Below are 21,597 nucleotides of genomic sequence, written 5' to 3' on the forward strand. Positions count from 1 at the left end.
CTCTGTCCTCGGATCAGTCGTGCACGAGCACGATCTTGACGGCATCGCCGCGGTGCTGGGCGGCGACGGCTTCGTTGATGCCGGCGAACGGCATCGTGGTGATGAGCTTGTCGAACGGGAACCGGCCGGCCCGGTGCAGATCCAGTAACTGCGGAATGAACACGTCGGGGACGCTGTCGCCCTCGACGATGCCGGTGATCGTTGCCCCGAGCATCTGTGCCTGGATCAGGCCGACCGGCAACGCGGCCGCCGGATCGGAGGGTACGCCGATGATCCCGACCGTCCCGCGCTGCGCCAGCGACAACATCGCCTGCTCCAGGACGCTCACCACGCCGGTCGTGTCGATCACGTAGTCGACACCGCGGCTGATGATCCCCCGGACCTGTTCGGACAGCGGTCCGTCGGCGGGGTCGACCGCATGCGTCGCGCCGAGTGCCAGCGCGAGCTCGCGGCGCTGGACGAGCGGCTCGACCACGATGACCGTGCCGAGCTCGCGCACCCCGGCCGCCAGTACGGCGGACAGACCGACCGACCCACCACCGAGAACCAGCAACGAGGACCCCGGCGCGCAGTCCAACGAATTCAGTACGGCGCCGGCGCCCGTCTGCACGCCGCACCCCAGCGGACCGACCAGCGATAGCGGCGCATCATCGGGTACCTTCACCACGTTGCGCTCGTGGGCAATCGCATGCGTCGCGAACGACGACTGGCCGAAGAACTCCGACCCCAGCACCGTGTCACCGGACCGCAGCGTGCTGCTGCCGTCCGGCCGTACGCCGGCGAAATTGAGCGGCATGAAGCTCTGACAGTACGACGGCTCGCCGCGGACGCACTGCACACACTCCCCACAGCTGTTGAAGGTCAGCGCCACCTTGTCGCCTCGGGCAACCTTCGACACACCAGGGCCGACGGCGACGACCACACCGCTCCCCTCATGCCCGAACACACCGGGCAACGGGAACGGCAGGTGGCCGTCCTTCGCCGCAAGGTCCGTGTGACACAGGCCGACGCCGGCGATCTCGACCAGCACCTCGCCGGCCCGCGGGTCATCGAGCGTGACCTGTTCGACCGAGAACGATCCACCGAGTTCCCGCACCACTGCCGCACTGATTTCCATCACGTTCTCCGTTCAGTTGGTGTCCGGCACCCGGACCCGAATCCCACCGCAGCCCTCGCCGACGATCAGCTGGCACGACAGCCGCGACTCCGGCCGGGCCCCTTCCGCGAACTCGAGCAGCTCGCGCTCCTCGTCCGAGATCTCGTCGAACTGCCCGTCCTCGACGTACACGTGACAGGTGGCGCAGGAGCAACTGCCGCCGCATTCGGCGACGATGCCGCTGAGGTTGTTGCGCACCGACCCGTCCATCACGCTCTGCCCGCACGGCACCTCGACCGAGTGCACGGAACCGTCGGGCAGCTCATACACGACTGCGGGCATGACGACTCCTCAGCAACGACTTGGCGGCCATGAACTCGGCGGGTGCGTTCGCGGTCTCGACCGCGGTGACGTCGCCCGTCTCGTCGCGGTGGTACAGCGCGAAGTGCCCGGACGACGGATCGCCGCGCCGCTCGACCTCACGTCCCGGCTGGACCACACCGGCGATCTTGAGCTTCAGGTCGAACTGATCCGACCAGAACCACGGCACCTCGGGCGAGGGCGGATCAAGACCGAGGATCGCGGCAGTCGCTTGCCGCGCCTGCTCGGTCGCGCTCGGAATGCTCTCCAGCCGCATCGCCCCGTCGACACCGGGCACCGGCCGCCGGGTGACATCACCGATCGCGAAGACGGCGGGATCGCTCGTCCGCGCGCACTCGTCGACGACGATCCCCCGCTCACAGACCAGTCCGGCGCCGGCAGCCAACTCGTCCCGCGGTTCGGCGCCGACCCCGACCACAACGACCTCGCAGGGGATCGCCGTACCGTCGTCCAGAACAACGGCGCGCACCTGGCGGTCCCGGCTGGTCAACCGGCGGACGACCGCGTTCGTCACGATCGTGGTCCCACGTTCACGGTGGTACGCCGCCAGCATCGCGGACAGCTCGGGACTCGCGACCCGGGCGAGCACCCGATCCTCGCGCTCCACGATCGTCACGTCGACGCCCTGAGCGCGAGCCGCCGCAGCAACCTCCAGTCCGATGTAGCCGCCGCCGATGATGACCACCCGGCGCTCGGCGACAAGGTGCTTGCGCAACGCCCGAGCGTCCTCGAGCGTCCGCAACATGGCAACTCCCCCAACGCCCGCGCCCGATACCGGCAGCTCCCGTGGCCGTGCCCCGGTCGCGAGCACGAGTACGTCGTACGGACACGGGCTCGACGCCTGTACCCGGCGCGCGGTCCGGTCGATCGAGACCACCCGTTCACCGAGCCGGAGGTCGATGTCCTGCTCCGCGTAGAAGGGGGCCGGACGCAACCATTGTTCGAGGTCGCCGGTGAACTTCTTGGACAGCGGCGGGCGATGGTACGGCAGGTCGACCTCGTCGCCGAACATGACGATCTCGCCGCGATGACCACCCTGCCGCAGCAGCGCGGCGAGCGTCGTACCGGCATGACCGCTGCCGACGATCACGACCCGCGGGCTCACGTCAGCTCCAGCCGAACCGGTAGGTTCCGCAGCCCGCCCACGAAGTTGGTCTGCACGACCTTCCGGTCGCCGGTGACGTCGATGCTCTTGATCCGCGGCAGCAACTCCTCGAACAGCACGCGCAACTCGAGCTTTGCCAAGTGCTGGCCGATGCACATGTGCGGCCCGTAGCCGAAGGCGATGTGCTTGTTCGGCCGGCGCTGCAGCCGGAAGGTGTCCGGCTCCTCGAAGACCTCGGTGTCGCGGTTCGCCGACTGGTACAGCAGCATGAAGCGATCACCCGCGCGGATCTCCTGGCCCCGCAAGGTGTAGTCCTGCGTCGCCTGCCGGGTGAACTGCTTGACCGGCGACGACCAGCGCAGCCCTTCGTTGACGAGATCAGGAGTCAGCGCCGGCTCAGCCTGCACCGCGGCGAGCTGCTCCGGGTGCAGAGCCAGCTGCTCGATCGTGCCTGCCATCGTGCTCGAGGTCGTGTCGTGCCCGGCGGTCGCGATCGCGATGAACCAGCCGTAGGCAAAGGTATTGGCGTAGTACTCCCCTTCCGGCGTTCGAGCCGATGCGATCAGCGTCGCGAGATCGTCCCGCGGGTCCGTCCGGCGATCGGCGACCAGGACGTCGAAGTACGCGTAGAAGTCCTGGATGGCGGCAGCCCACTGTTGTGCCGCGGCCTCCGGCGTCAGCGGCTCGACATCGGCACGCTGCGCGTCCGGATCCGCCGTACCGAAGAACTCCTGGGTGAGCGCCATCATCCGCGGCTCGTCGGACTCCGGTACGCCGAACAGGGTCATGATCACGTGCAACGGGTAGAACAGCGCGAAGTCCTGGACGAAGTCGAGGTCGTTCCTACCCGGCCGGAGGTAGTTGCCGATCGCCTCCCGGGCGAGGACGCGGATCTGGTCCTCCCACTTCTTCAGGTTCGCCGGCCGGAACCAGTCGGCGGCGATGTCCTTGACCGCGGTGTGTTCCGGCGGGTCGAGGTAGGTCAGCGTGTCCAGGATGCGCAGGCTGCCACCCGTCAACTGCTGGGTGAAGGCGTCGCCGGCCTGGTTCTGCAGGATCGGGTTGTGCGAGCCGGGCCGGTCACCGCCACCGCTCGTGAACACGTGCGGCTGTCGCTCGATCTCCATGATGTCGGCGTGCTTGCTGACCAGCCAGATCGGGTCGTAGCCGGCCACCGAGACCTTCCCGAGCGGGTTGTTCTCGCGCAGCCAGCGATAGGCCTCGAACAGTTCGGCGTCGTCACGGTGACCCTCGGGCAGGACGATGCGCCGGGCCACCTCCTCCGGCGTCACCAGGACGTCGGCACTCTCGGCTGTGGTCATCGGTCTCTCCCACCAGGATCGGAGACGTTTGGTCCAATACTTGGGCCTTTAGTGGGACAGACACATCCCCCGGAAGGGAGAGATTCGTACCCCTACGAGGTCAGCTGGTGGTAGCGCACCATGGCCGTGGCGCGGTTGGCGGCGCCAAGCTTGTGCAGCAGATGCTTCACGTGGGTCTTCACCGTGCCGGCAGAGATGTACAAGTTGGCGGCGATCTGATCGTTGGACTCCCCCGCGGCCAGATGCGTCAGCACCTCCAACTCACGCCGCGTCAGCTCGGCAAGCGGCCCACTGACGACGTACGACGGTCGCGGTGCTGCCGATCGCTCCGGCTCGAGGACATCGCCACTGCAGAGACCGTCGATCAGATCGCCCAGCGAACGAGCCTGATCCTCCATGCGTCGCTTGAGCGCGATCAGTTGCTCCTGGAGGATCGCGCGTTCGAACGCACATCCCAGGCCCTCGGCGAACAGGCCGAGGGCGTCCCGGTCGCCGGAGGTGAGCGTGCCGGTCGTGCCGTTCTGATCTGCGTGCAGCAGCCCGATCACGACTCCGTCGGCGATCACCGGCGCGACGACGTAGTCCCTGGTACTCATCAATGCCTTGAGTTGCGGATGCACTCGCGGGTTGCCCTGCGCGTCATGGACCAGCGCCGGTAGGCGACGCCGTACGACGTCGCGCTCGGGCCAGCCTGCGTCGGTGCGGCCCGGTGTCGAGAGACCGATCCGAAGCATCTCCTCGGTCATCGCCACGTCACCGGCGATCAGGCCGGACCGCGCGATCCAGGTCGTCCCCCGCAGCCGCGAGAGCAGGACCCGGTTGAACCCGAGTCCCTGCACGACGCGCGGGACCGACTCGGCGAGCTCGGCCACCGAGCCCCTCGAGCGCAAGCGACGCAGTGCCGCGTGAACCTCGACCAGACTCACGGGCCTATTGTAGAATGGTATGACCTTTTGGACAATCCTCGGAGGATGCTCCGTGTCACCACATCTGGCCGTCGACGGCGGACCTGAGCGGCTCTTCGGCTTCCGGCCGCACCAGGCGGACGGGCGCCGGACCGGATCGATGACGACCGGGCCGTGGCTCGCCGGGCCAGGCGAGATCCCGCGGGCCGGCGCGCTCGGCGTACTGGTCGACAACGTCCTCGGCACGACGATCTGTGCGGCGCATCCCAGCGGGCGCTGGTCGGTCAGTACCGAGATCGGCATCGACCTGGTCGGACCAGTCCCGGCCGATGGCACCGTCGTCCGGGCGAGGGTCGAGGCGCTCGAGGTGGACGCCATCGGCGCCTTCGCCACCGGCCACGTGGTCGATTCCGCCGGCACTGTCATCGCCCACTGCCGGCAACGGGGCCGCTTCGTCCCATCGCCGGTCACGACCAGCGGGTGGACTGAGGTGCCGCTGACCGACGGCGACCTGATGAGCCGGCTCGGAGTATCCACGTCGGCGGATGCACTGGATGTGACGACGACTCCGGTCCTGGCCAACCCGATGGGCAACCTGCACGGCGGTGTGAGTTTCTGCATTTCGGAGTGGGCTGGCGCGCTGGCCCTGGACCGCGTCGGCAGTCCGTTGACGGCCGCGTCCGTACAGGTGGCCTACTTGCGCCCTGTCCCAGTAGGTACTCGACTCCGCTTCACCAGCCACGTCGTGCATGCCGGTCGCACGCTCGGTGTCGTCCACGTCACCGGCTCCGACGAGGCAGGTAGGAGCTGCACTGTCACGACGCTGGTAACCCACTGACCGGCTGAAGCAGGCTGCGGACCTCGGCCGCGTGGTCGATTCCTTCGTGGACGGAGTCGGCCGCGATGATGAGCGTCACGTGCTCGGCGCCGGCAGCGACATACGGCGCCAGTCTCGCAGCGACCAGCTCTGGAGTGCCCGACGCCGTGACGTGCTCGAATTTCTCCGCAGGCAGGTTGTACAGCGCCTCGAGCCGCCGATCGAGCAGGTCGCGGGCCCGATCGGCGTCGGGCCCGAGACCGCACCACATGTTCAGACCGAACCAGGACGGTTCCGGACGGCCGACCTCCGCGGTCGCGGACCGGATGCGCTCGACGGTCTCGGCGTACCTGCGGGCCGAGCAGAAGATCCCGAGCCATCCGTCCCCGTAGGTCGCCGCACGCCGTACGGCGACATCCCCGGATCCACCGACCACCAGCGGCACCGGCGGCTCGGGAACCGGCAGGATGCTTGCCTTCCGCAACGAGAAGAACCGGCCGTCGTGATCGATCGTCTCGCCGGTCGCCAACCGCCGGAGAAGCTCGAGCGTCTCGTCGAGGCGGCGGCCGCGCGTCGCCGGATCGACGCCGGCGTTCGAGACCTCGCTGCGGTCCTCGCCACCGACACCGACGCCGAGCACCAGCCGTCCAGGCGCGAGCTGCGAGATCGTCGACAGCTGCCGCGCGATCAGCATCGGGTGCCGCAACGCCGCCAGGTAGACCCCGACCACCACGTCGAGGGTGTCGTGCCCGGTCAGGATCGAGGTCGCCGACACCAGCCCGTCGAATCCCGCACCGCCATGAAAGCTGATGTGGTCGCCCGTCGTCACGTGATCCAGGCCAACGTCGGCCACGTGAGCGAGCAGGCGGCGGCGCGCGGCAGGATCGGGGATCAGCAGGTCCTCGTTGACCGCGACGCCGACCCTCACGAGGCGGCGACCTTGCCCAGCATCGCGGTGGCGATGATCCGCTTCTGGATCCCGGCCGTGCCGTCGGCGATCAGGTAGCTGGCCACGTCGCGGTACCGCTGCTGCAGCGGGAGCTCGGTCGAGTAACCGAGATTCCCGAACGTCACCAGAGCGGTCTCGATCGCGTCCTTGGCGACAATTGGCGGCCACCACTTCGACATCGCAGCGTACTGGGTGTGCTTCGCCCCCGCCTCGCGTGTCCACAGCGATCGGTAGCACAGCCAGCGCGCTGCCTCCAGGTACGTCGCCTGCTCGGCGAGCGGGAACGACACCCCTTGGAACGCCGCCAGCGGCCGGCCGAACGCCTCCCGCTGCACGGCCCACACACACGCCTCGTCGATGCTCGCCTCCGCGGCACCCAGACAGAGCAGCCCCAGAGCGGGCCGGCTGAAGTCGAAGTGCTCCATCGCGGCGGCGAATCCACGCCCGGGTTCGCCGACGAGGTGATCCTCGGGAACGAAAACCTCGTCGAACGACAACTGTCCCCAGCACAACGGCAACGCACCCATGCCGGGCGTGTGCGTTCGCGTGACCCCGTCACCATCGAGTGGTACGGCGTAGCAGCTGATCCCGCGATGGCCCTCCGACCCCGGCTCGCGCGCGTACACCAAGGCCACGGCCGCCGCAGTCGCCAACGTGATGGCGATCTTCTCCCCGTTGATCCGCCAGCCACCCGGTACCCGCCGCGCCTCCGTCCGCATGCCCGACACGTCCGACCCACCGGACGGCTCGGTGACCGCGATCGCGGCCAGGGCCTCACCGGCGACGAGCCGCGGCAGCCATTCGTCGACGAGCGATTCCTGCCCGTTCACGGCGAGCTGCGCGGCGACCAGTCCGGACAGCACCGGCGCCGAAGCGACGTTCACGTCGCCGTACGCGAGCGCCTCGGTGGCCAGTCCGAGCGTGACCGGATCGAGCTCGCCGGTGCCGCCGTACTTCTCCGGCAGCCCGATGCCGAGCACACCAAGCTCCGCGAGCCGCCGGTGAGCCTCCCAGCTGAACTCGGGGTGCGCCGCCCGCTCGATGTAGTGCGGCGCGAGCTCGGCCGTCGCGAACTTCCGCAGCTGGCCGCGGAAGTCTTCTTGCTCCGGGCTGAACGCGAAGGACAACACGCCGACCACCTCCAGATGTAAATGGACTGACCAAATACTATCGGCCGGCCGTCGGTCCCGCCAGCGCCGCTTGTTCCATCGGCAGCTCACCCGTGGTGATCAGGTCGCGCAGGACGAACTTCTGCAGCTTCCCGGTCGCCGTCGTCGGCATCGCGTCGACGAAACTCCAGTACGCCGGCGTCTTGTGCGCGGACAACTGGGACCGGCAGAACGCCCGCAACTCGTCCACGCCCGGCTGCTCCTGATCGGCCGCGATCCGGACGACCGCGGCGACCGCCTCGCCCCACGTCTGGTCCGGTACGCCGACAACCGCAACTTCGGCCACCGCCGGATGCGTCTGCAGCAGTTCCTCGATCTCGCGCGGATAGATGTTGATGCCGCCCCGGATGATCATGTCCTTCAACCGGCCGGTGATCCGGACGAATCCCCGCTCGTCCATCGTGCCCAGATCGCCCAGGTGCAGCCAGCCGTCGCCGTCCACTGCGGCGTTGGTTGCCTCGGGCAATTTGTAGTACTCGATCATGGTCTGGTCCCCCCGGCAGCAGATCTCCCCCGCCACACCGATCGGCTGGATCTCGCCGGTCGTCACGTCGGCGATCTTCAGCTCCAGATGCGGCAGCGGCTGCCCGATGGTCTCGGCCTGATCCTCGGGTGCGTCGGTCAGTCGCGTCTGCGTGACCACACCGTGCATCTCGGTCTGACCGAACAGGATGGTCGTCCGGCATCCGAGCGTCTCCGTCGTCCGCCGGACGAGGGCGGCCGGCACCACCGCCGCGCCGCTCATCACCGCCTCCAGGCTGCTCAGGTCGCGGCCTGTCCGGTCCGGGTGGTCGAGCACAGCCAGCAGCATCGTCGGCACCAGCAGAGCATGCGTCCCGCGATAGGTCTCGATGGCCTCCAGGACCTGAGCCGGATCGAATCCCGGCAGCAGAACGAACGTCCCGCGCTTGGCCAGGGCACCGAACGACGTCACCGCGCCGCCGCCGATGTGGTACATCGGCATCGCGTTCACGTTCACGCCGCCGTCCCGCATCCCGGCGCGCTCGGCGACGAACGCCGCCGCGTTGATCAGGCCGCGGTGATGCAGTAAGGCTCCCTTCGGGAATCCCGTCGTACCCGACGTGTACTGGATCTGGATCGGATCCGTCGACGCCACCGCGGGCAGCTTCTGCCGATCGTTGCCACTCGCAAGGAAGCGGGGCCAGTCAGAGAACGAGATCACCTCGCGAAGCCCCTGGAGCTTCGGCCGGAGCTCGTCGACGACGCCGGTCATGTCGAAGCCGCGGTAGGTGTCAGCGTGCACCAGCCCGGCAGCGCCGGACTGCTCGAGAATGTAGCCGAGCTCCCGGGTGCGGTACGCCGGGTTGGCCGCGACCGTGATCATGCCCGCAAGACTGATCCCGTGCTGGAGCACGATCCAGTCCGCGCTGTTCGGAGCCCAGATCGCGATCACGGCACCCGGGTCGAAACGAGCGAGCAGTGCCCGGGCCGCTCGTTCCGCATCCGCAAGCAGTTCGGCGTAGGTCCAGCTCCTGCGCGCGGCCGGATCCTCGACCGCGTCGACCAGCGCGAGGCGATCGGGGACCGTCGTCGCGGCCTTACGCAGCAGGTCACCCAAGGTGACGTCCAGGAGGCCCGCGCGGTCGTCCGCGGGCCAGTACGACGTGGTCAACACAGTCATGTCTTCTCCAAATGCCGAGTCTGCACGCTGCTGGCGAACTCGTACGCCGCCAGGCTTGCCGGGTTCTTCGGTCGCGGCGGCGACCAGGCAGGCGTGGATCGTGTCGCCGGGCCGCAGGTCTTCCGGCCGGAGTCGCTCGAGTTCGGCGACGTCCTCCGGTGCAGTGACCCTGCGGCGCACGATGCCGGTCATGCGATCGAAATCCCTCCGTTGACGCTCACGACCTGCCCGGTGATGAGACGGGACAGGGGCGAGGCGAGGAAGAGCACGAGGTTCGCCAGGTCCACCGGCTCGGTGAGACCGAGATGGGCCTGCGCAGTGATCCGGTCGAAGATCTTCTTGCTGAACTCCTGGTCCATGGCCCGGTCGTACGAGCCGGTGTCCACGATCAGCGACGGTGTGATCGCGTTGACGCGGACGCCGTACCGCTTCGCCTCGAGGGCCAGCGTGCGGGAGAACGTGACGATGGCGGCCATCGCAGCGCCGAGGCAGGTCTCCCCCGGTGTCGGCACCTTGGCGGCGTCGGAGGCGATCGTGATGATCGATCCGGAGCCCTGCTCGCGCAGGAAGGGCAGCACCGCACGGCTGATCAGCAGCGGACCGAGCGCCTGCTGCGTGAGGATGTCCCGGACTTCCTCGATCGGGATCTCGTGCAGCAGCGTCGGCTGGTACGGCGCCACCGTCGAGCAGACCAGGACGTCGATGGCACCGAGTCGGCGATGCGCCTCCTGCGCCGCGCCCTCCGCAGCCGCCGGATCGTTGACATCGGCCGCGAGGAACTCCGCACTCGCGCCCGGGACCGCCGTGAGGAGGTGGTCGATCGCGCGCTTGCCACGTTCCTCGTTCCGGCCGAGCAACATGAGCCGCCGGCAGCCGGCCTGCGCGAAAGCAACCGCGGTTGCCAGCCCGACTCCCGAGGTCCCGCCCGCGATCAGGACCGCCGTACCGGAGAAGTCGAAGCCGTCGGCGGCCTTCGGTGCGTCTGTCATCCCGGCTCCCTCGGTGCGATCCCCGACCGATATTTGCTGTAAAGGTAAGACCATTATATTTGACTTAGCAATACCTCGAGACGCCGAATCGGTCCAAGATCAGAGCGTCCGGGTCGGACCGAGCGTGAGTTCGATCGAAGCCGAGCAGGTCGAACAGGACGGTGCCGGGCGGGCGTCCGGGTTCAGTTCGACGTCCCGCGCGTGGCCGGCGCTCTCGCGGGCCAGGAGGGCGGCGCCGTACGCGCCGGTGATCTGCGGCTCAGCCGGTACGACGACCTCGGCGCCCAGGCTCTCGGACAGGAAATGCACGGCGGCGGCGTTCCGGGCGACCCCACCGGTCATCACGACAGGCGTGTGTCTACCGACCTGGGCAACGAGACCGAGGGTCCGCGCGGAGACGGCACGATGGACCGACGCCGCGATATCGGCGCGATCCTCGCCGCGGGCCAGCAGCGACACGATCTCGGTCTCCGCGAACGTCGCACACATACTGCTGATCTCGAGGTCCTCGGAGCCCGCCAGCGCCAGAGCGGCGAGTTCGTCGAGTTCGCACTCGAGCGCACGAGCCAGCACCTCGAAGAACCGTCCGGTCCCGCTCGCACAGCGGTCGTTCATCGCGAAGTTCTCCACGAACCCCAGTTGGTCGACCAGGATCGCCTTGCTGTCCTGACCGCCGATGTCGACGACGAGCCGCACGCCCGGATGCAGCGCGGCGACGCCGCGCGCATGACAGGTGATCTCCGTGAACGTACGGCCGACGCCGGGAACCAGCCGGCGACCGTAGCCGGTAGCAACGGTCGCCGTGACGTCGGCCTCGCCGATCCCCACGGCCGCCAGGGCACCGGCCATCGACCGCGCCAGGCCGGCCCGGCTGACCGCTCCCATCTGCACCACCTCGGCGGCCAGGATCGCACCGGCGTCGTCGACAACCACCGACTTCGCCGTCGTCGACCCGAGATCGACACCCAGGTAGTACGCCGTCACGACACCGTCACCCCGCCGCCGCGACGGCCCCGCGCCGTACGTCGATGCCCTCGAGCATCGCGACCAGGCGGCTCTCCAGGATCTCATCCTTGTAGAACGACGCGTCCGCGACGTCGCCTTCGAAGAACATCGACGGGATGCCGAGCTCGCGCTGTGCGGCCTTCGCCAGCAGGCGTTGCGGATTCGTGAACGCACGACAGGTCCGCGATGAGTGGAACACGATGCCGTCGACGCCGTACTCCTGGCAGTCGCTCAGCAGCAGGTTCTGGAGCGTCTTCGTCCCGTGGTTCGTCGGGCAGAGCAGGTAATGCTGAGCCATACCGAGGATCGGGTCCTCGGGGTCGATCAGGTGCGGCTCCTGCCAGAACGCCTGATGGGTGTAGCGGCCGGCCACCACCGCGACGTCGTGGGCGGCGAACTTCCGGGCCAGCCAGCCCAGCTTGTTCCAGTTCATCATCCCGTCGAAGTACACGCGGTAGCGCTCGTTCCGGACCCCGGATACGCCCTCGGCGATCCGCCGCTCGATCTCCGCCTTGACGGCCGCGAAGTAGTCGACCAGCGGCTGACCGGCCGGCAGGAAGTTGATCTGCGCGATACTCGCGGTCCAGTCGAAGTACGTCGCCGGCGTCGGCGCCGCCTTGCACAACGCCATCGCCTCCCGGCGCAGCTCCGAGGCGCGCTTGATGTAGGCCATGTTCTGCCGCAGTGCATCCCAGTCGAACCGACGGCCGGTCATGGTCTCGACGAACTCGATCAGCTGGTGGAGCTGGTCGGCGACGTACCGCGAGGCCTGATTCCACTCCTCGCCGACCAGGTAGCCGGCGTCCGGCTTGTTGCCCCACAGGAACGGCAGCGACACGTTGAAGATCGGCACCTCCTTGCCGAACACCCGGTACGAGATCTCGTCCCACTGTTGCCCGGTGCTGCATCCGGCGTACGCGTTGACGAAGAAGTCGGGACTGGGCAACCGGCTCGCGAGCTCCTGCTGGTCATGCAGTCCGACGACGCCGGTGTGGTCCTCGTTGCTGCCCTGCCGAGTCAGCACGGCGCATCCGAGGTGGGTCCGCGCGTACGAGCACAGCTCCCCGATGTAGCCGTACTCCTGACCGGCGAGCTGCGCCGGACCCTCCAGGTGCTGCGCGGCCAGTCGTGCGGAGAACGCTTCGCCGTGGCACCACACGAGCCCGGCGGCCTGGAAGATCGGGTTGACCGCGGAGCCGTTGTACCAGACGACTTTCTCGCCACGTTCCCGCGCGGTGAAGACGCCGTCCCAGTAGTCGGCGACCATCTGGCCGCCCGCCTTGGTGATGCTCAGCCGATTGGAGTTGTCCATCTGATCACTTCCTATGAGCTCACGAACTGGGTACGGCGGACTCGTTCGAGCAGGGCCTCGACCCGCGTCCGGATCGACTCGACCGGGACGCCTTCATGCTCGGTCTCGAGCAGCAGATGCGGTACGCCGGACTCGGTCAGCTGCCGGCGCAGTTCGGGGTAGTAGAGCATGTGCGGTTCGCAGAACTTCGCCATCAGCACGATGACCGCCTGCGCACCGCCGGCCTTGACCGACCGCACCAACTGGTCCTCCCAGTCGGTGTCGTGCTTCACCCGAGTCGGACAGGGTAGGTCGGCGTCGCGCTGCAGGTACCAGTCCGCCATCGCCGCCACCGGGTCGATGCCCTCGGCAACGTCCGTCGTCAGGTACCGGTTGCCGTGGTACAGGTCGTCGTCGACGACCACCGCTCCACAGTCTTCGATCGCCTGCAGCAGCTCGGGTTTGGGCGCGTGACAGAAGTGACCCGACAGATGCACCCGGATGCGGCCGCCGGACTCGGCGGGCTCCGCCTGAATCGCCTTGAGTGCCTCGGTGTGCTCCGCCTTGTCCATCACCATCGAGGACTTGACCAGCACCTGCAGATCGGTCGAGGTCAGGCTGGTGCCACCGGACCGCCTCGCAGCGTAGAGAGCTCGTAGCAGTCTGCGGTTCTCGTTGTAGAGCGCGATGCTGGCCGACAGGGCGTCGTCGGTGATCGGCATACCGGCGAGGGCTTCGAGTTCTGCGATGAACGCCCGGATCGTCGCCGGGACCGCATCGGCCGCCTTGTCGAGAGACGGCTCGAGCTGGCCGAAGTACAGCGGCCGGTCAGGTAACTCCGCGCGTACGACGTCGACGGCGCCGAGCAACTGGATGCAGTGGTCGGCGAGCAGGAAGCCGTCGTAGATCTCCAGGTTGCCCTTGGCTGCCTGATCCGCGAGATTCCGGGTGTAGCCGCAGTAGAACTCGGCCAGCAGGTGGCGTCCGTGGACGTCGGGCTCGCGGTTCTCCTGGATCACCACCGGCAGGACGCCGGCCGCGTGCGCGATCTCGGCCGGGAAGTTCATCGGAAACAGTCCGACCGCCTTGCCTCCGGTGCGCTGCTTCCAGCTCCGCACGTAGCCGTCCGGGTCGTTCGCGACCTCTCGCAGTAGGGCGAGCTCGTCCGCCACAGTGCCACCGCCTCTGGTTTTCGGTCTGACCAATAACTCCTGTCTACCTCAAACCTGCACGAATGCCAATACTCAGTGCCCAAAGATGTATAACTTCAGGCGTTGAGCAGCTCGTTCCAGCGGGTGTGGGCGGCGGTGGACCACTGGTCGCGGCGGGTGCGGAAGAGTTCGGCAGCCTCGCGACCGACCCAGTTCGGCAGGAGTTGCTCCGGCAGTTGCGGGTCGAGGCGGAGGAACCGCTGGAGCAGGTTGCGGAGCTCGATGTGGCGGAGCAGCACGTCGTCACCTCCTGCCGGCCGGTGGCCGCCGTACTGCTCGAGGAAGTTTCGGTAGTGATCGGCCAGCTCGGTCAGGTTCCAGGCACGCCGGACGATCTGTGCATCGGTCAGTCCCACGTCCTCGGTGCGGCCGGAGAAGCAGATCGCGGTGTCGGTGAGCTCGAAGCGGGTGATCAGGTCCCGGAGCTCGTCGACCGATTCGGCGTGCGGAGTCAGCCATAGGCCGGGAGTCGGGTTGCCCATGCGGAGCCAGGTCAGGCCGCCGTACAGGCGTTTGCGGGTGGTGCGTTCGTTCTGCGGCAGCGAGACGAGGAGGATCAGCCAGCGTCCGTCCCAGGACACCGGTGCGGAGATGAACTCCTCCGAGCGGCGCTGCCCTTCCTCGACCACCGCGCGTCCTGCGTTCGTGAGTCGCCAGCGCACCGCGCGACCTTGCCGCTCGCTCTCGATCCACCCGGCCGCCGCCGACCGCGCGATCGCCTGCCGCGCCGCGTGCTCCTCGACGCCCAGCCCGCCGAGGACCTTCAGCAGCACAGTCGTCCACGCCGCCCCGTCGGGATAGGTGAACTCCCCCAGCACCGTGAGCAGATAGGACCGCGCACTGGCGCGCGGCAAGGGCGACTCGATGGGGTCTGCGGAGGTCACCCGCCCATCTTCGCCGATACCCGCGCGGAGTCAGCTGAAGTTCGGTGGGCGTTTGGCGAGGAAAGCCTGGATGCCTTCCCTGGCCTCGCCGTGTTCGAAGAGGCCTTGTTCTTCATCGGCTTCGGCCCGGAGGCCCTCGTCGAGGGGCAGCGCGTAGGAGGCGTCGACCGCGCGGACGACGGCGCGTTGGGCCGGGAGCGACGACGTGACCAGGTCGGCCGCCAGGGCAAGGGCCTCCTTCACGACATCGTCGTCGGTCAGGCGGTCGACCAGACCGATGGCCAGGGCTTCAGCAGCCGGGACCTGGCGAGCAGTGAGCATGATGTCCAGCGCGCGCCCACGGCCGACCAGCCGCGGGAGCCGTTGCGTGCCACCTGCGCCGGGGATCAGGCCGAGCTTCACCTCCGGCAGGCCGAACGCGCCGCGCGGGCCACTCACCCGCAGTGTGCAGGCCATCGCGAGCTCCAGGCCGCCGCCCAGCGCCAGGCCGTCGACGGCCGCGATCGTGATCCAGCCGGCCGCCGCGAGCCGGTCGTTGACGCCGCGCATCTGGTTGCCGTACGCAAGGAACGACTCCGCGTCGATGGTGGACAGGTGCAAGATGTCGGCACCGGCCGCGAAGAACCCGTCGAGCGCCGAGGCGATGATCATCACCTTCACGTCGCCGGACTGATCCGCCGCGTCGAGGGCGGCGTGCAGCCCATCGAGGATCGGCACGCCGAGCGCGTTCGCGGGCGGCCGATCCATCGTCACGATCCACACACCGGAACTCTCTGCGCGCCAGCTCACCACCTCAGGCATTCGACCCCCTCAGGCCATGGTCAGGCCGCCGCTGACCGACAGCGTCTGACCGGTCACGAACGCGGCGCCGTCGGAGGCAAGGAAGGCGACTGCCGGGCCGATGTCGTCCGGTCTGCCCAGTCTCTTCATCGGGACCGCCCGGGTCATCCCGGCGATCACCTTCTCCGCGTCGCCCGCGCCCTCGGCGAACTTCCGCAATGCCGGCGTGTCCGTGGGCCCGGGGCACACGGTGTTCACGGTCACGCCCTTCGCTGCCACCTCACGGGCAAGTGTCTTGCCGAAAGCGATGATGCCGCCCTTCGCACCTGAGTACACGGCTTCCAGCGACGAGCCCACCCGGCCGGCGTCCGAGCCGATGTTGACGACGCGCCCGAAGCCACGCTCGGTCATGCCGGGTACGACCGCCTTGAGCACGCGCAGCGCGCCCTTGAAGTTGACGTCGAGGATCCTGTCCCAGAACTCCTCCGTCGTGTCGAGGAACGGCATGAAATCGTCCCAGCCGGCGTTGTTCACCACCACCTCGATCAGGCCGAGCTCGGCCTCGACCGAACGGACCGCCGCCTCCACCGAGTCCGTCCGGGTCACGTCGATCTCGACCGCGATCGCCGTACCGCCGGCAGCGGTGAGCTCCTTCGCGGTCTGCTCGGCGACCGGTAGGTTCAGGTCGGCGACAGCGACCTTGAAGCCGGCCTCCGCGAGGGACCTGGCGATCCCCTTGCCGATCCCCTGGGCGGCGCCCGTGACGATGGCGACTCTCATGCGTTCTCCTCCGAAGGTGACGGGTACCAGCGCACCGGACCGGCGACGATCGAGTGACTGGTGAGCTTGCGGCCGAGCACGTCCTGCGCCATCCGGGCGGCGTCGATCACGGCCTCCAGGTCGAGACCCGTGCCGACGTCCATCTCGTGGAACATGCTGACCAGGTCCTCGGTGGCGATGTTGCCGGTCGAACCGGCCGGCACCGGGCAGCCGCCCAGTTCACCGAAGCTCGATTCGAAGCTGGTGCAGCCCGCCTGCAGTGCGGCGTACGCGTTCGCCAGGCCCTGACCGCGCGTGTTGTGGAAATGGGCGGTGACCTCGACACCGGGCAGCCGTTCCAGCGCCGCGGCGAAGAACTTCGAGGCGTACGCCGGATTGCACATGCCGGTGGTGTCGCCGAATCCGATCTCGGTCGCGCCCGACTCGGCGAACTCCTCGGCGAGACCCAGCACGCGGTCCATCGGCACGTTGCCCTCGTACGGGCACCCGAACGAGGTGGCGATCACCGCGCAGAAGCGCAGGTCGTCGGCGACGATCCGCTGGCCCATCACCTTCACGTCGGCCATGGTCTCCTCGACCGTGCGGTTGATGTTGCGCTTGTTGTGAGTCTGCGACGCACTGACGAACAGCGCCACCTCCTCGAACAGATCACGCACCGCGAGCGCGTTGTCGAGGCCCTTGCTGTTCGGCACCAGCACCATCCGGTCGACGCGGTCCGGCAGGTCGATCCCCCGCAGTACGGCGATCCCGTCGGACAGTTGCGGGATCACGTCCGGCCGGACGAAGCTGGCCACCTCGATCCGGGTGAACCCGGCCCGGCCGAGGGCATTGATCAGCCGGATCTTGTCCGCGGTCGCGATCGTCTCCGGCTCGTTCTGGAAGCCGTCCCGCGGACCGACCTCCCGGATCTGGACACTTGTCATGACAACTCCGCCAAGGTCTGTTCGAGGGCCTCGCGATGCGCCGGGGCTGCGACCGCGATCAGCCGGCGGGCACGTTCGGCGACTGTGCAGCCGGTGAGCAGGGCAACGCCGTACTCGGTGACGACCGCGTCGACATCCACCCGTGCCGTGGTCACCACTGCGCCACGCAACCTGGCGTTGATCGTCGACTCTTCGGCGATCTCCGAGCGCAGTGCGATCACCGACCGGGCGCCGGTGAGTGACGCGGCCCGGCTGAAGTCGACCTGACCGCCGACCGCACCGATGTGGACCCCACGGCGCAGTTCGGCGCCTACCTGGCCGAGCAGATCGACCTCGATCGCCGAGTTGATCGAGACCAGAGACCGCAGCTGCGACAGCACCGCCGGCGCGTGCGTATAGCTGGCCGGCCGAAACTCGATCGGATAGTGCGGCAACGCGTCGTACAACTGTGTACTTCCCAGGGCCGCACCGGTCACGACGACACCGGGATCGATTTCCTTGCGCGCCCCGGTGACGACGCCCTTCTCTACCAGGGCGACGACCCCGTCGGTCACCATGCCGGTATGGAAGCCGAGGTCGGTGTGCCCGGTGAGCGATTCGAGTACGGCGTTGGGCAGCGAGCCGACCCCGAGTTGCAGAGTGTCGCCGTCTCCGACCAGCCCCGCCACGTTATCGGCGATCGCCCGGTCCACCGCGTCCGGCTCCCGGACGGGTGCCTCACGCAGGGGCCGGTCCGTCTCCACGACACCGGCGAACGCGGACAACGGCAGGCTCGGGCTGCCCTTCGTCCGCGGCATCCGATGGTTGACCTCGGCAACCAGAGTCCGGGTGTATCTCAGCGCGTCGGCGACGTACTCCACGCCGATGCCGAGCGACACCATCCCGTCCGGGTCCGGTGCCGAGACCTGCAGCAGTCCGACGTCGCACGGCAACAACCCGCGCTCGAACATCCGCGGCAGCGCCGAGTAGTGACACGGTACGACGTCCAGCAGGCCGTGCCGCGACAACCGGCGCAACTCCCCCAGGCCGCCGTACGAGAGGACCGTCAGACCGTCGGGCACGGAGTCCGGAAGGTCACCGGACAGCCGGTCGTTCCAGGTGAGACCGCAGAACGCACGGATCGGCCCGATGTCGTCGACCTGGTCGAGCAGCGCGTTGACAAGTGGCTCCGGCTCGGCCCCGCCTTGACCCCACCAGACGCCGTCGCCGGACGACACGTACCTGCTCAGGTCGATCATGGATCCACTCGCTGTACGAGCGTCGCCGTACCGAGACCGCCTCCGCAGCACATGGTGACCAGCCCGATCTCGGCGTCCCGGCGTTCCAGCTCGGCGAGCAGGGTGCCGAACAGACGCGCACCTGATGCGCCGACCGGATGACCGAGGGCGATGGCGCCACCGTTGACGTTGACGCGGTCCATGTCGGGCTTGAGCTCACGCTCCCAGGCCAGCACCACCGAGCTGAACGCCTCGTTGATCTCGACCAGGTCGATGTCGTCGATCGTCATCCCGTTTCGTTCGAGGAGCTTGTGGGTCGCCGGGATCGGGCCGGTCAGCATGATGATCGGATCGACGCCGACCGTCGTCTGGTCGAGGATCCGTGCCCGCGGCCGCAACCCGTGGCGCTCGGCGCCTTCCGGTGATGCGAGCACCAGGCCGGCCGCACCATCCGACATCGGCGACGACGTACCCGCGGTGATCCGCCCGTCCGCCCGGAAGACGGTCTTCAGACCCGCCAGCGTCTCGAGCGACGTCTCCGGGCGGATGGCCTGATCACTGGTACGACGCTCGCCGTCGAGATCGAGCGGGATCATCTCGCGCTCGAACCGCCCGGCCGCGACCGCCTCGGCAGCGAGCCGGTGTGACCGGACCGCGAAGTCGTCCAGCTGCGTGCGACTCAGGTCCCAGCGCTCGGCGATCAGCTCCGCGCTCTCCCCCTGCGGCACGAAGTCGTACCGCTCCCGCAGTGCCGCCGGCCAGGGATCGCCGTACAGCTCGGAGATCTTCGCAGGCGAGTTCATCGGCACGTGTCCCATGTGCTCGACGCCACCGGCGATCACGACATCATGCGTGCCCGAGGCAACCAATGCGGCCGCCATCTCGACCGCGGTCTGCGCCGATCCGCACCGACGGTCCAGCACGGTGGCCGGAACCTCCGGTGGGTGGCCCGCCTGCAGCCAGGCATTGCGGGCGACATTGCGCGACTGCTCGCCGAACGGCGCCGTACAGCCGATGACGAGGTCCTCGATTGCTGACGGCGCGAGGCCCGTGCTCGTGAGCAGGGCGTTGTAGACCGAGCCCAGCAGCTCATTGGGGTGGGTGTCGCGATACCAGCCACGCTCGGGGTGTGCCTTGCCCATCGGAGTACGGAGCGCCTCGACGATGAGCGCTTCCCGGCCTGTCATGCGGGTCATCAGATGACCGTCCCTCCGTCGACCGGCAGCACCTGGCCGGTGATGTACGACGCGGCGTCGGAGGCGAAGAACACGAACGTCGCCGCGATCTCGTCCGGATCGGCCCAGCGTCCGAGCGGGATGCGTGCCAGCGTCAGCTCGGCGAGCTTCTCGTTGCCGCGGATGTTCTCGGTCATCGCGGTCGCCGCCAACGGCGCGAGCGCGTTCACGGTGATCTGCTTGCGGGCCAGCTCCTTGGCCAGCGACTTGGTCAGGCCGACAACTCCGGCCTTGGCCGCGCCGTAGTTGGCCTGGCCAATGGTCCCGACCAGACCGGCAGCTGAGGTGACGTTGATGATGCGGCCGGTGCCGTTCGTAGCCAGGTACGGCAACGCGGCCTGGCTGACGGTGAAGGTTCCGCCGACATGCACGCCAAGGACCAGTTGGAACTGCTCGGCGGTCAGCTTCGGGAACATCGCCGGGGCGATCACCCCGGCGTTGTTCACCACGATGTGCAGGGTGCCGCCGGTCAGATCTGCAGCCTGGCCGGCGGCACGGGCGGCTTGCTCGGCATCACGGACGTCGAGCACCGCGGACTCCGCGCGGCCGCCGGCCGAGACGATCTCGTCGGCGACGGCCGCCGCCGAGTCCTTGTCGAGGTCGGTCACGAGAACGGCAGCGCCCGCGGCGGCGAAGGCTCTGGCGACCGCTGCACCGATGCCGTTGCCCGCACCCGTCACGAGGGCCGACCGGCCTTCCAGTGAGAACATCAGTAGCTCCGCGGAAGGCCGAGGACGTGCGAGCCCAGATAGTTCAGGACCATCTCTTGGCTCAGTGGCGCGATCTTGAGCAGCCGGGCCTCTCGGAAGTACCTCGCGACGTGGTACTCCTCGGCGTACCCCATCCCGCCATGCGTCTGCAGCGCCCGGTCCGCGGCGTCGAAGCCGGCGTCGGCGCAGAGGTACTTCGCGGTGTTCGCCTCGCGACCACAGGGGCGGCCGTTGTCGTACAACCAAGTTGCCTTGCGCAACGCCAACTCGGCCGCGTCGAGCCTCGCCAAGGAGTCGGCCAGCGGGAACTGGATGCCTTGGTTCATACCGATCGGCCGCTCGAATACCACTCGCTCGTTGGCGTAGCGGACCGCACGCCGCAGCGCCGCCCGGCCCAGGCCGAGGGCCTCGGCCGCCACCAGCATCCTTTCAGGGTTCAGACCGTCGAGGATGTATTTGAAGCCCTGCCCCTCCTCGCCGATCCGATGCTCGGCCGGGATCCGCAGGTCGTCGATGAACAGCTCGTTCGAGGTGACCGCGTTGCGGCCCATCTTCGCGATCGGTCGGATGTCGACGTGATCGCGGTCCAGGTCGGTCAGGAAGAGGGTGAGACCGTCGGTCTTCTTGGTGACGTCCTCGAACTTCGTCGTGCGGGTGAGCAGCAGGATCTTCTCCGACTCCATCGCCTTGGAGATCCACACCTTGCGTCCGTTCACCACGTAGTCGGAACCGTCGCGTCTGGCGAAGGTCGTGATCCGCGTGGTGTCCAGGCCCGCGCCGGGTTCGGTGACGCCGAAGCAGACGTGCAGGTCGCCGGTGACGATGCGGGGGAGGTTCTCCTGCTTCAGCTCCTCGGAGCCGTGAACGATCACCGGGTGCATCCCGAAGATCGACAGATGCATCGAGCTTGCGCCGTTCATGCCGGCGCCTGAGGCCGAGACCTCCTCGAGCAGCAGAGCCGCTTCGCTGATGCCGAACCCGTGTCCGCCGTACTCCTCAGGTGTGGTGATGCCGAGCCAGCCGCCGTCGGCGAAGGCCTGGTAGAACTCGGCCGGGAACTCGTGCGCGGCGTCCTTCTCCATCCAGTACTGGTCGTCGAACTTGCCGGCCAGGTCGGCGACCGCGCGACGAATCGTCACCTGATCCTCGGTGAGCTCGAAGTCCACGGCCGTCCCCTTTGATTGAC

At 68.3% G+C, this 21,597-nt stretch carries 21 protein-coding genes; 1 reads left to right on the plus strand and 20 read right to left on the minus strand.

Annotation, left to right across the window (positions count from 1 at the left end; all coding sequences use genetic code 11):
- Positions 1-13: 13 nt before the first annotated feature.
- The 5 genes from ACWF0M_RS26500 to ACWF0M_RS26520 form a co-directional block, all read right to left on the minus strand.
- The gene (locus ACWF0M_RS26500; protein WP_452238411.1) at positions 14-1,117 is read right to left on the minus strand and encodes an NAD(P)-dependent alcohol dehydrogenase; all 1,104 of its coding nucleotides are present in this window, start codon (positions 1,115-1,117) and stop codon (positions 14-16) included.
- Positions 1,118-1,129: 12 nt separating this feature from the next.
- The gene (locus tag ACWF0M_RS26505) at positions 1,130-1,438 is read right to left on the minus strand and encodes a 2Fe-2S iron-sulfur cluster-binding protein (RefSeq protein ID WP_380194289.1); all 309 of its coding nucleotides are present in this window, start codon (positions 1,436-1,438) and stop codon (positions 1,130-1,132) included.
- Positions 1,419-2,582, minus strand: coding sequence for an NAD(P)/FAD-dependent oxidoreductase (locus tag ACWF0M_RS26510; protein ID WP_452238412.1), 1,164 nt, complete (start codon positions 2,580-2,582; stop codon positions 1,419-1,421). Before ACWF0M_RS26510 ends, ACWF0M_RS26505 begins: the two co-directional genes overlap by 20 nt.
- Positions 2,579-3,904, minus strand: coding sequence for a cytochrome P450 (locus ACWF0M_RS26515; protein ID WP_452238413.1), 1,326 nt, complete (start codon positions 3,902-3,904; stop codon positions 2,579-2,581). Before ACWF0M_RS26515 ends, ACWF0M_RS26510 begins: the two co-directional genes overlap by 4 nt.
- A 92-nt stretch (positions 3,905-3,996) precedes the next feature.
- Positions 3,997-4,830 (minus strand): LuxR C-terminal-related transcriptional regulator, encoded by an 834-nt coding sequence (locus ACWF0M_RS26520; RefSeq protein WP_452238414.1) that lies wholly within the window; start codon positions 4,828-4,830, stop codon positions 3,997-3,999.
- Between the two features lie 52 nt (positions 4,831-4,882).
- On the opposite strand from ACWF0M_RS26520, the gene ACWF0M_RS26525 reads away from it, so the two are divergent.
- Positions 4,883-5,647, plus strand: coding sequence for a PaaI family thioesterase (locus ACWF0M_RS26525; RefSeq protein WP_452238415.1), 765 nt, complete (start codon positions 4,883-4,885; stop codon positions 5,645-5,647).
- On the opposite strand, the gene ACWF0M_RS26530 is transcribed toward ACWF0M_RS26525, so the two are convergent.
- From ACWF0M_RS26530 to ACWF0M_RS26600, 15 genes are all read right to left on the minus strand, one after another.
- A complete protein-coding gene (locus ACWF0M_RS26530) occupies positions 5,625-6,554 on the minus strand; it encodes an LLM class flavin-dependent oxidoreductase (RefSeq protein ID WP_452238416.1) in 930 nt (309 codons plus the stop codon). The genes ACWF0M_RS26525 and ACWF0M_RS26530 overlap by 23 nt on opposite strands.
- Positions 6,551-7,705: an acyl-CoA dehydrogenase family protein gene (locus ACWF0M_RS26535; RefSeq protein ID WP_452238417.1), complete on the minus strand. Its 1,155-nt coding sequence runs from the start codon at positions 7,703-7,705 to the stop codon at positions 6,551-6,553. The genes ACWF0M_RS26530 and ACWF0M_RS26535 overlap by 4 nt, the downstream gene beginning before the upstream one ends.
- A gap of 37 nt (positions 7,706-7,742) precedes the next feature.
- Positions 7,743-9,578 (minus strand): AMP-binding protein, encoded by a 1,836-nt coding sequence (locus tag ACWF0M_RS26540; protein WP_452238418.1) that lies wholly within the window; start codon positions 9,576-9,578, stop codon positions 7,743-7,745.
- Positions 9,575-10,375, minus strand: coding sequence for an SDR family NAD(P)-dependent oxidoreductase (locus ACWF0M_RS26545; protein ID WP_452238419.1), 801 nt, complete (start codon positions 10,373-10,375; stop codon positions 9,575-9,577). Before ACWF0M_RS26545 ends, ACWF0M_RS26540 begins: the two co-directional genes overlap by 4 nt.
- Before the next feature lie 99 nt (positions 10,376-10,474).
- Positions 10,475-11,359, minus strand: coding sequence for an acyl-CoA dehydratase activase (locus tag ACWF0M_RS26550; RefSeq protein ID WP_452238420.1), 885 nt, complete (start codon positions 11,357-11,359; stop codon positions 10,475-10,477).
- 7 nt (positions 11,360-11,366) lie between these two features.
- Entirely contained in the window at positions 11,367-12,692 is a 1,326-nt protein-coding gene (locus ACWF0M_RS26555) for a 2-hydroxyacyl-CoA dehydratase subunit D (protein WP_452238421.1), read from the minus strand.
- Between the two features lie 11 nt (positions 12,693-12,703).
- The gene (locus tag ACWF0M_RS26560; RefSeq protein ID WP_452238422.1) at positions 12,704-13,843 is read right to left on the minus strand and encodes a 2-hydroxyacyl-CoA dehydratase subunit D; all 1,140 of its coding nucleotides are present in this window, start codon (positions 13,841-13,843) and stop codon (positions 12,704-12,706) included.
- Positions 13,844-13,938: 95 nt separating this feature from the next.
- Positions 13,939-14,766, minus strand: a complete 828-nt coding sequence (locus ACWF0M_RS26565; RefSeq protein WP_452238423.1) for a PaaX family transcriptional regulator — start codon at positions 14,764-14,766, stop codon at positions 13,939-13,941.
- A gap of 30 nt (positions 14,767-14,796) precedes the next feature.
- Entirely contained in the window at positions 14,797-15,567 is a 771-nt protein-coding gene (locus tag ACWF0M_RS26570; RefSeq protein WP_452238424.1) for an enoyl-CoA hydratase/isomerase family protein, read from the minus strand.
- Between the two features lie 9 nt (positions 15,568-15,576).
- Positions 15,577-16,326, minus strand: coding sequence for an SDR family NAD(P)-dependent oxidoreductase (locus ACWF0M_RS26575; protein WP_452238425.1), 750 nt, complete (start codon positions 16,324-16,326; stop codon positions 15,577-15,579).
- Complete coding sequence (locus tag ACWF0M_RS26580) at positions 16,323-17,249, minus strand: hydroxymethylglutaryl-CoA lyase (RefSeq protein WP_452238426.1); 927 nt, start codon at positions 17,247-17,249, stop codon at positions 16,323-16,325. Before ACWF0M_RS26580 ends, ACWF0M_RS26575 begins: the two co-directional genes overlap by 4 nt.
- Positions 17,246-18,487, minus strand: coding sequence for an acetyl-CoA hydrolase/transferase family protein (locus ACWF0M_RS26585; RefSeq protein ID WP_452238427.1), 1,242 nt, complete (start codon positions 18,485-18,487; stop codon positions 17,246-17,248). Before ACWF0M_RS26585 ends, ACWF0M_RS26580 begins: the two co-directional genes overlap by 4 nt.
- Positions 18,484-19,662 carry a thiolase family protein gene (locus ACWF0M_RS26590; RefSeq protein ID WP_452238428.1) on the minus strand — a complete coding sequence of 393 codons (1,179 nt, stop codon included), beginning with the start codon at positions 19,660-19,662 and terminating at the stop codon, positions 18,484-18,486. The genes ACWF0M_RS26585 and ACWF0M_RS26590 overlap by 4 nt, the downstream gene beginning before the upstream one ends.
- The gene (locus tag ACWF0M_RS26595) at positions 19,662-20,411 is read right to left on the minus strand and encodes an SDR family NAD(P)-dependent oxidoreductase (RefSeq protein WP_380194254.1); all 750 of its coding nucleotides are present in this window, start codon (positions 20,409-20,411) and stop codon (positions 19,662-19,664) included. Before ACWF0M_RS26595 ends, ACWF0M_RS26590 begins: the two co-directional genes overlap by 1 nt.
- The gene (locus ACWF0M_RS26600) at positions 20,411-21,577 is read right to left on the minus strand and encodes an acyl-CoA dehydrogenase family protein (RefSeq protein WP_452238429.1); all 1,167 of its coding nucleotides are present in this window, start codon (positions 21,575-21,577) and stop codon (positions 20,411-20,413) included. Before ACWF0M_RS26600 ends, ACWF0M_RS26595 begins: the two co-directional genes overlap by 1 nt.
- Positions 21,578-21,597 lie beyond the last annotated feature (20 nt).

Source organism: Kribbella sp. NPDC055110 (genome assembly GCF_053607525.1).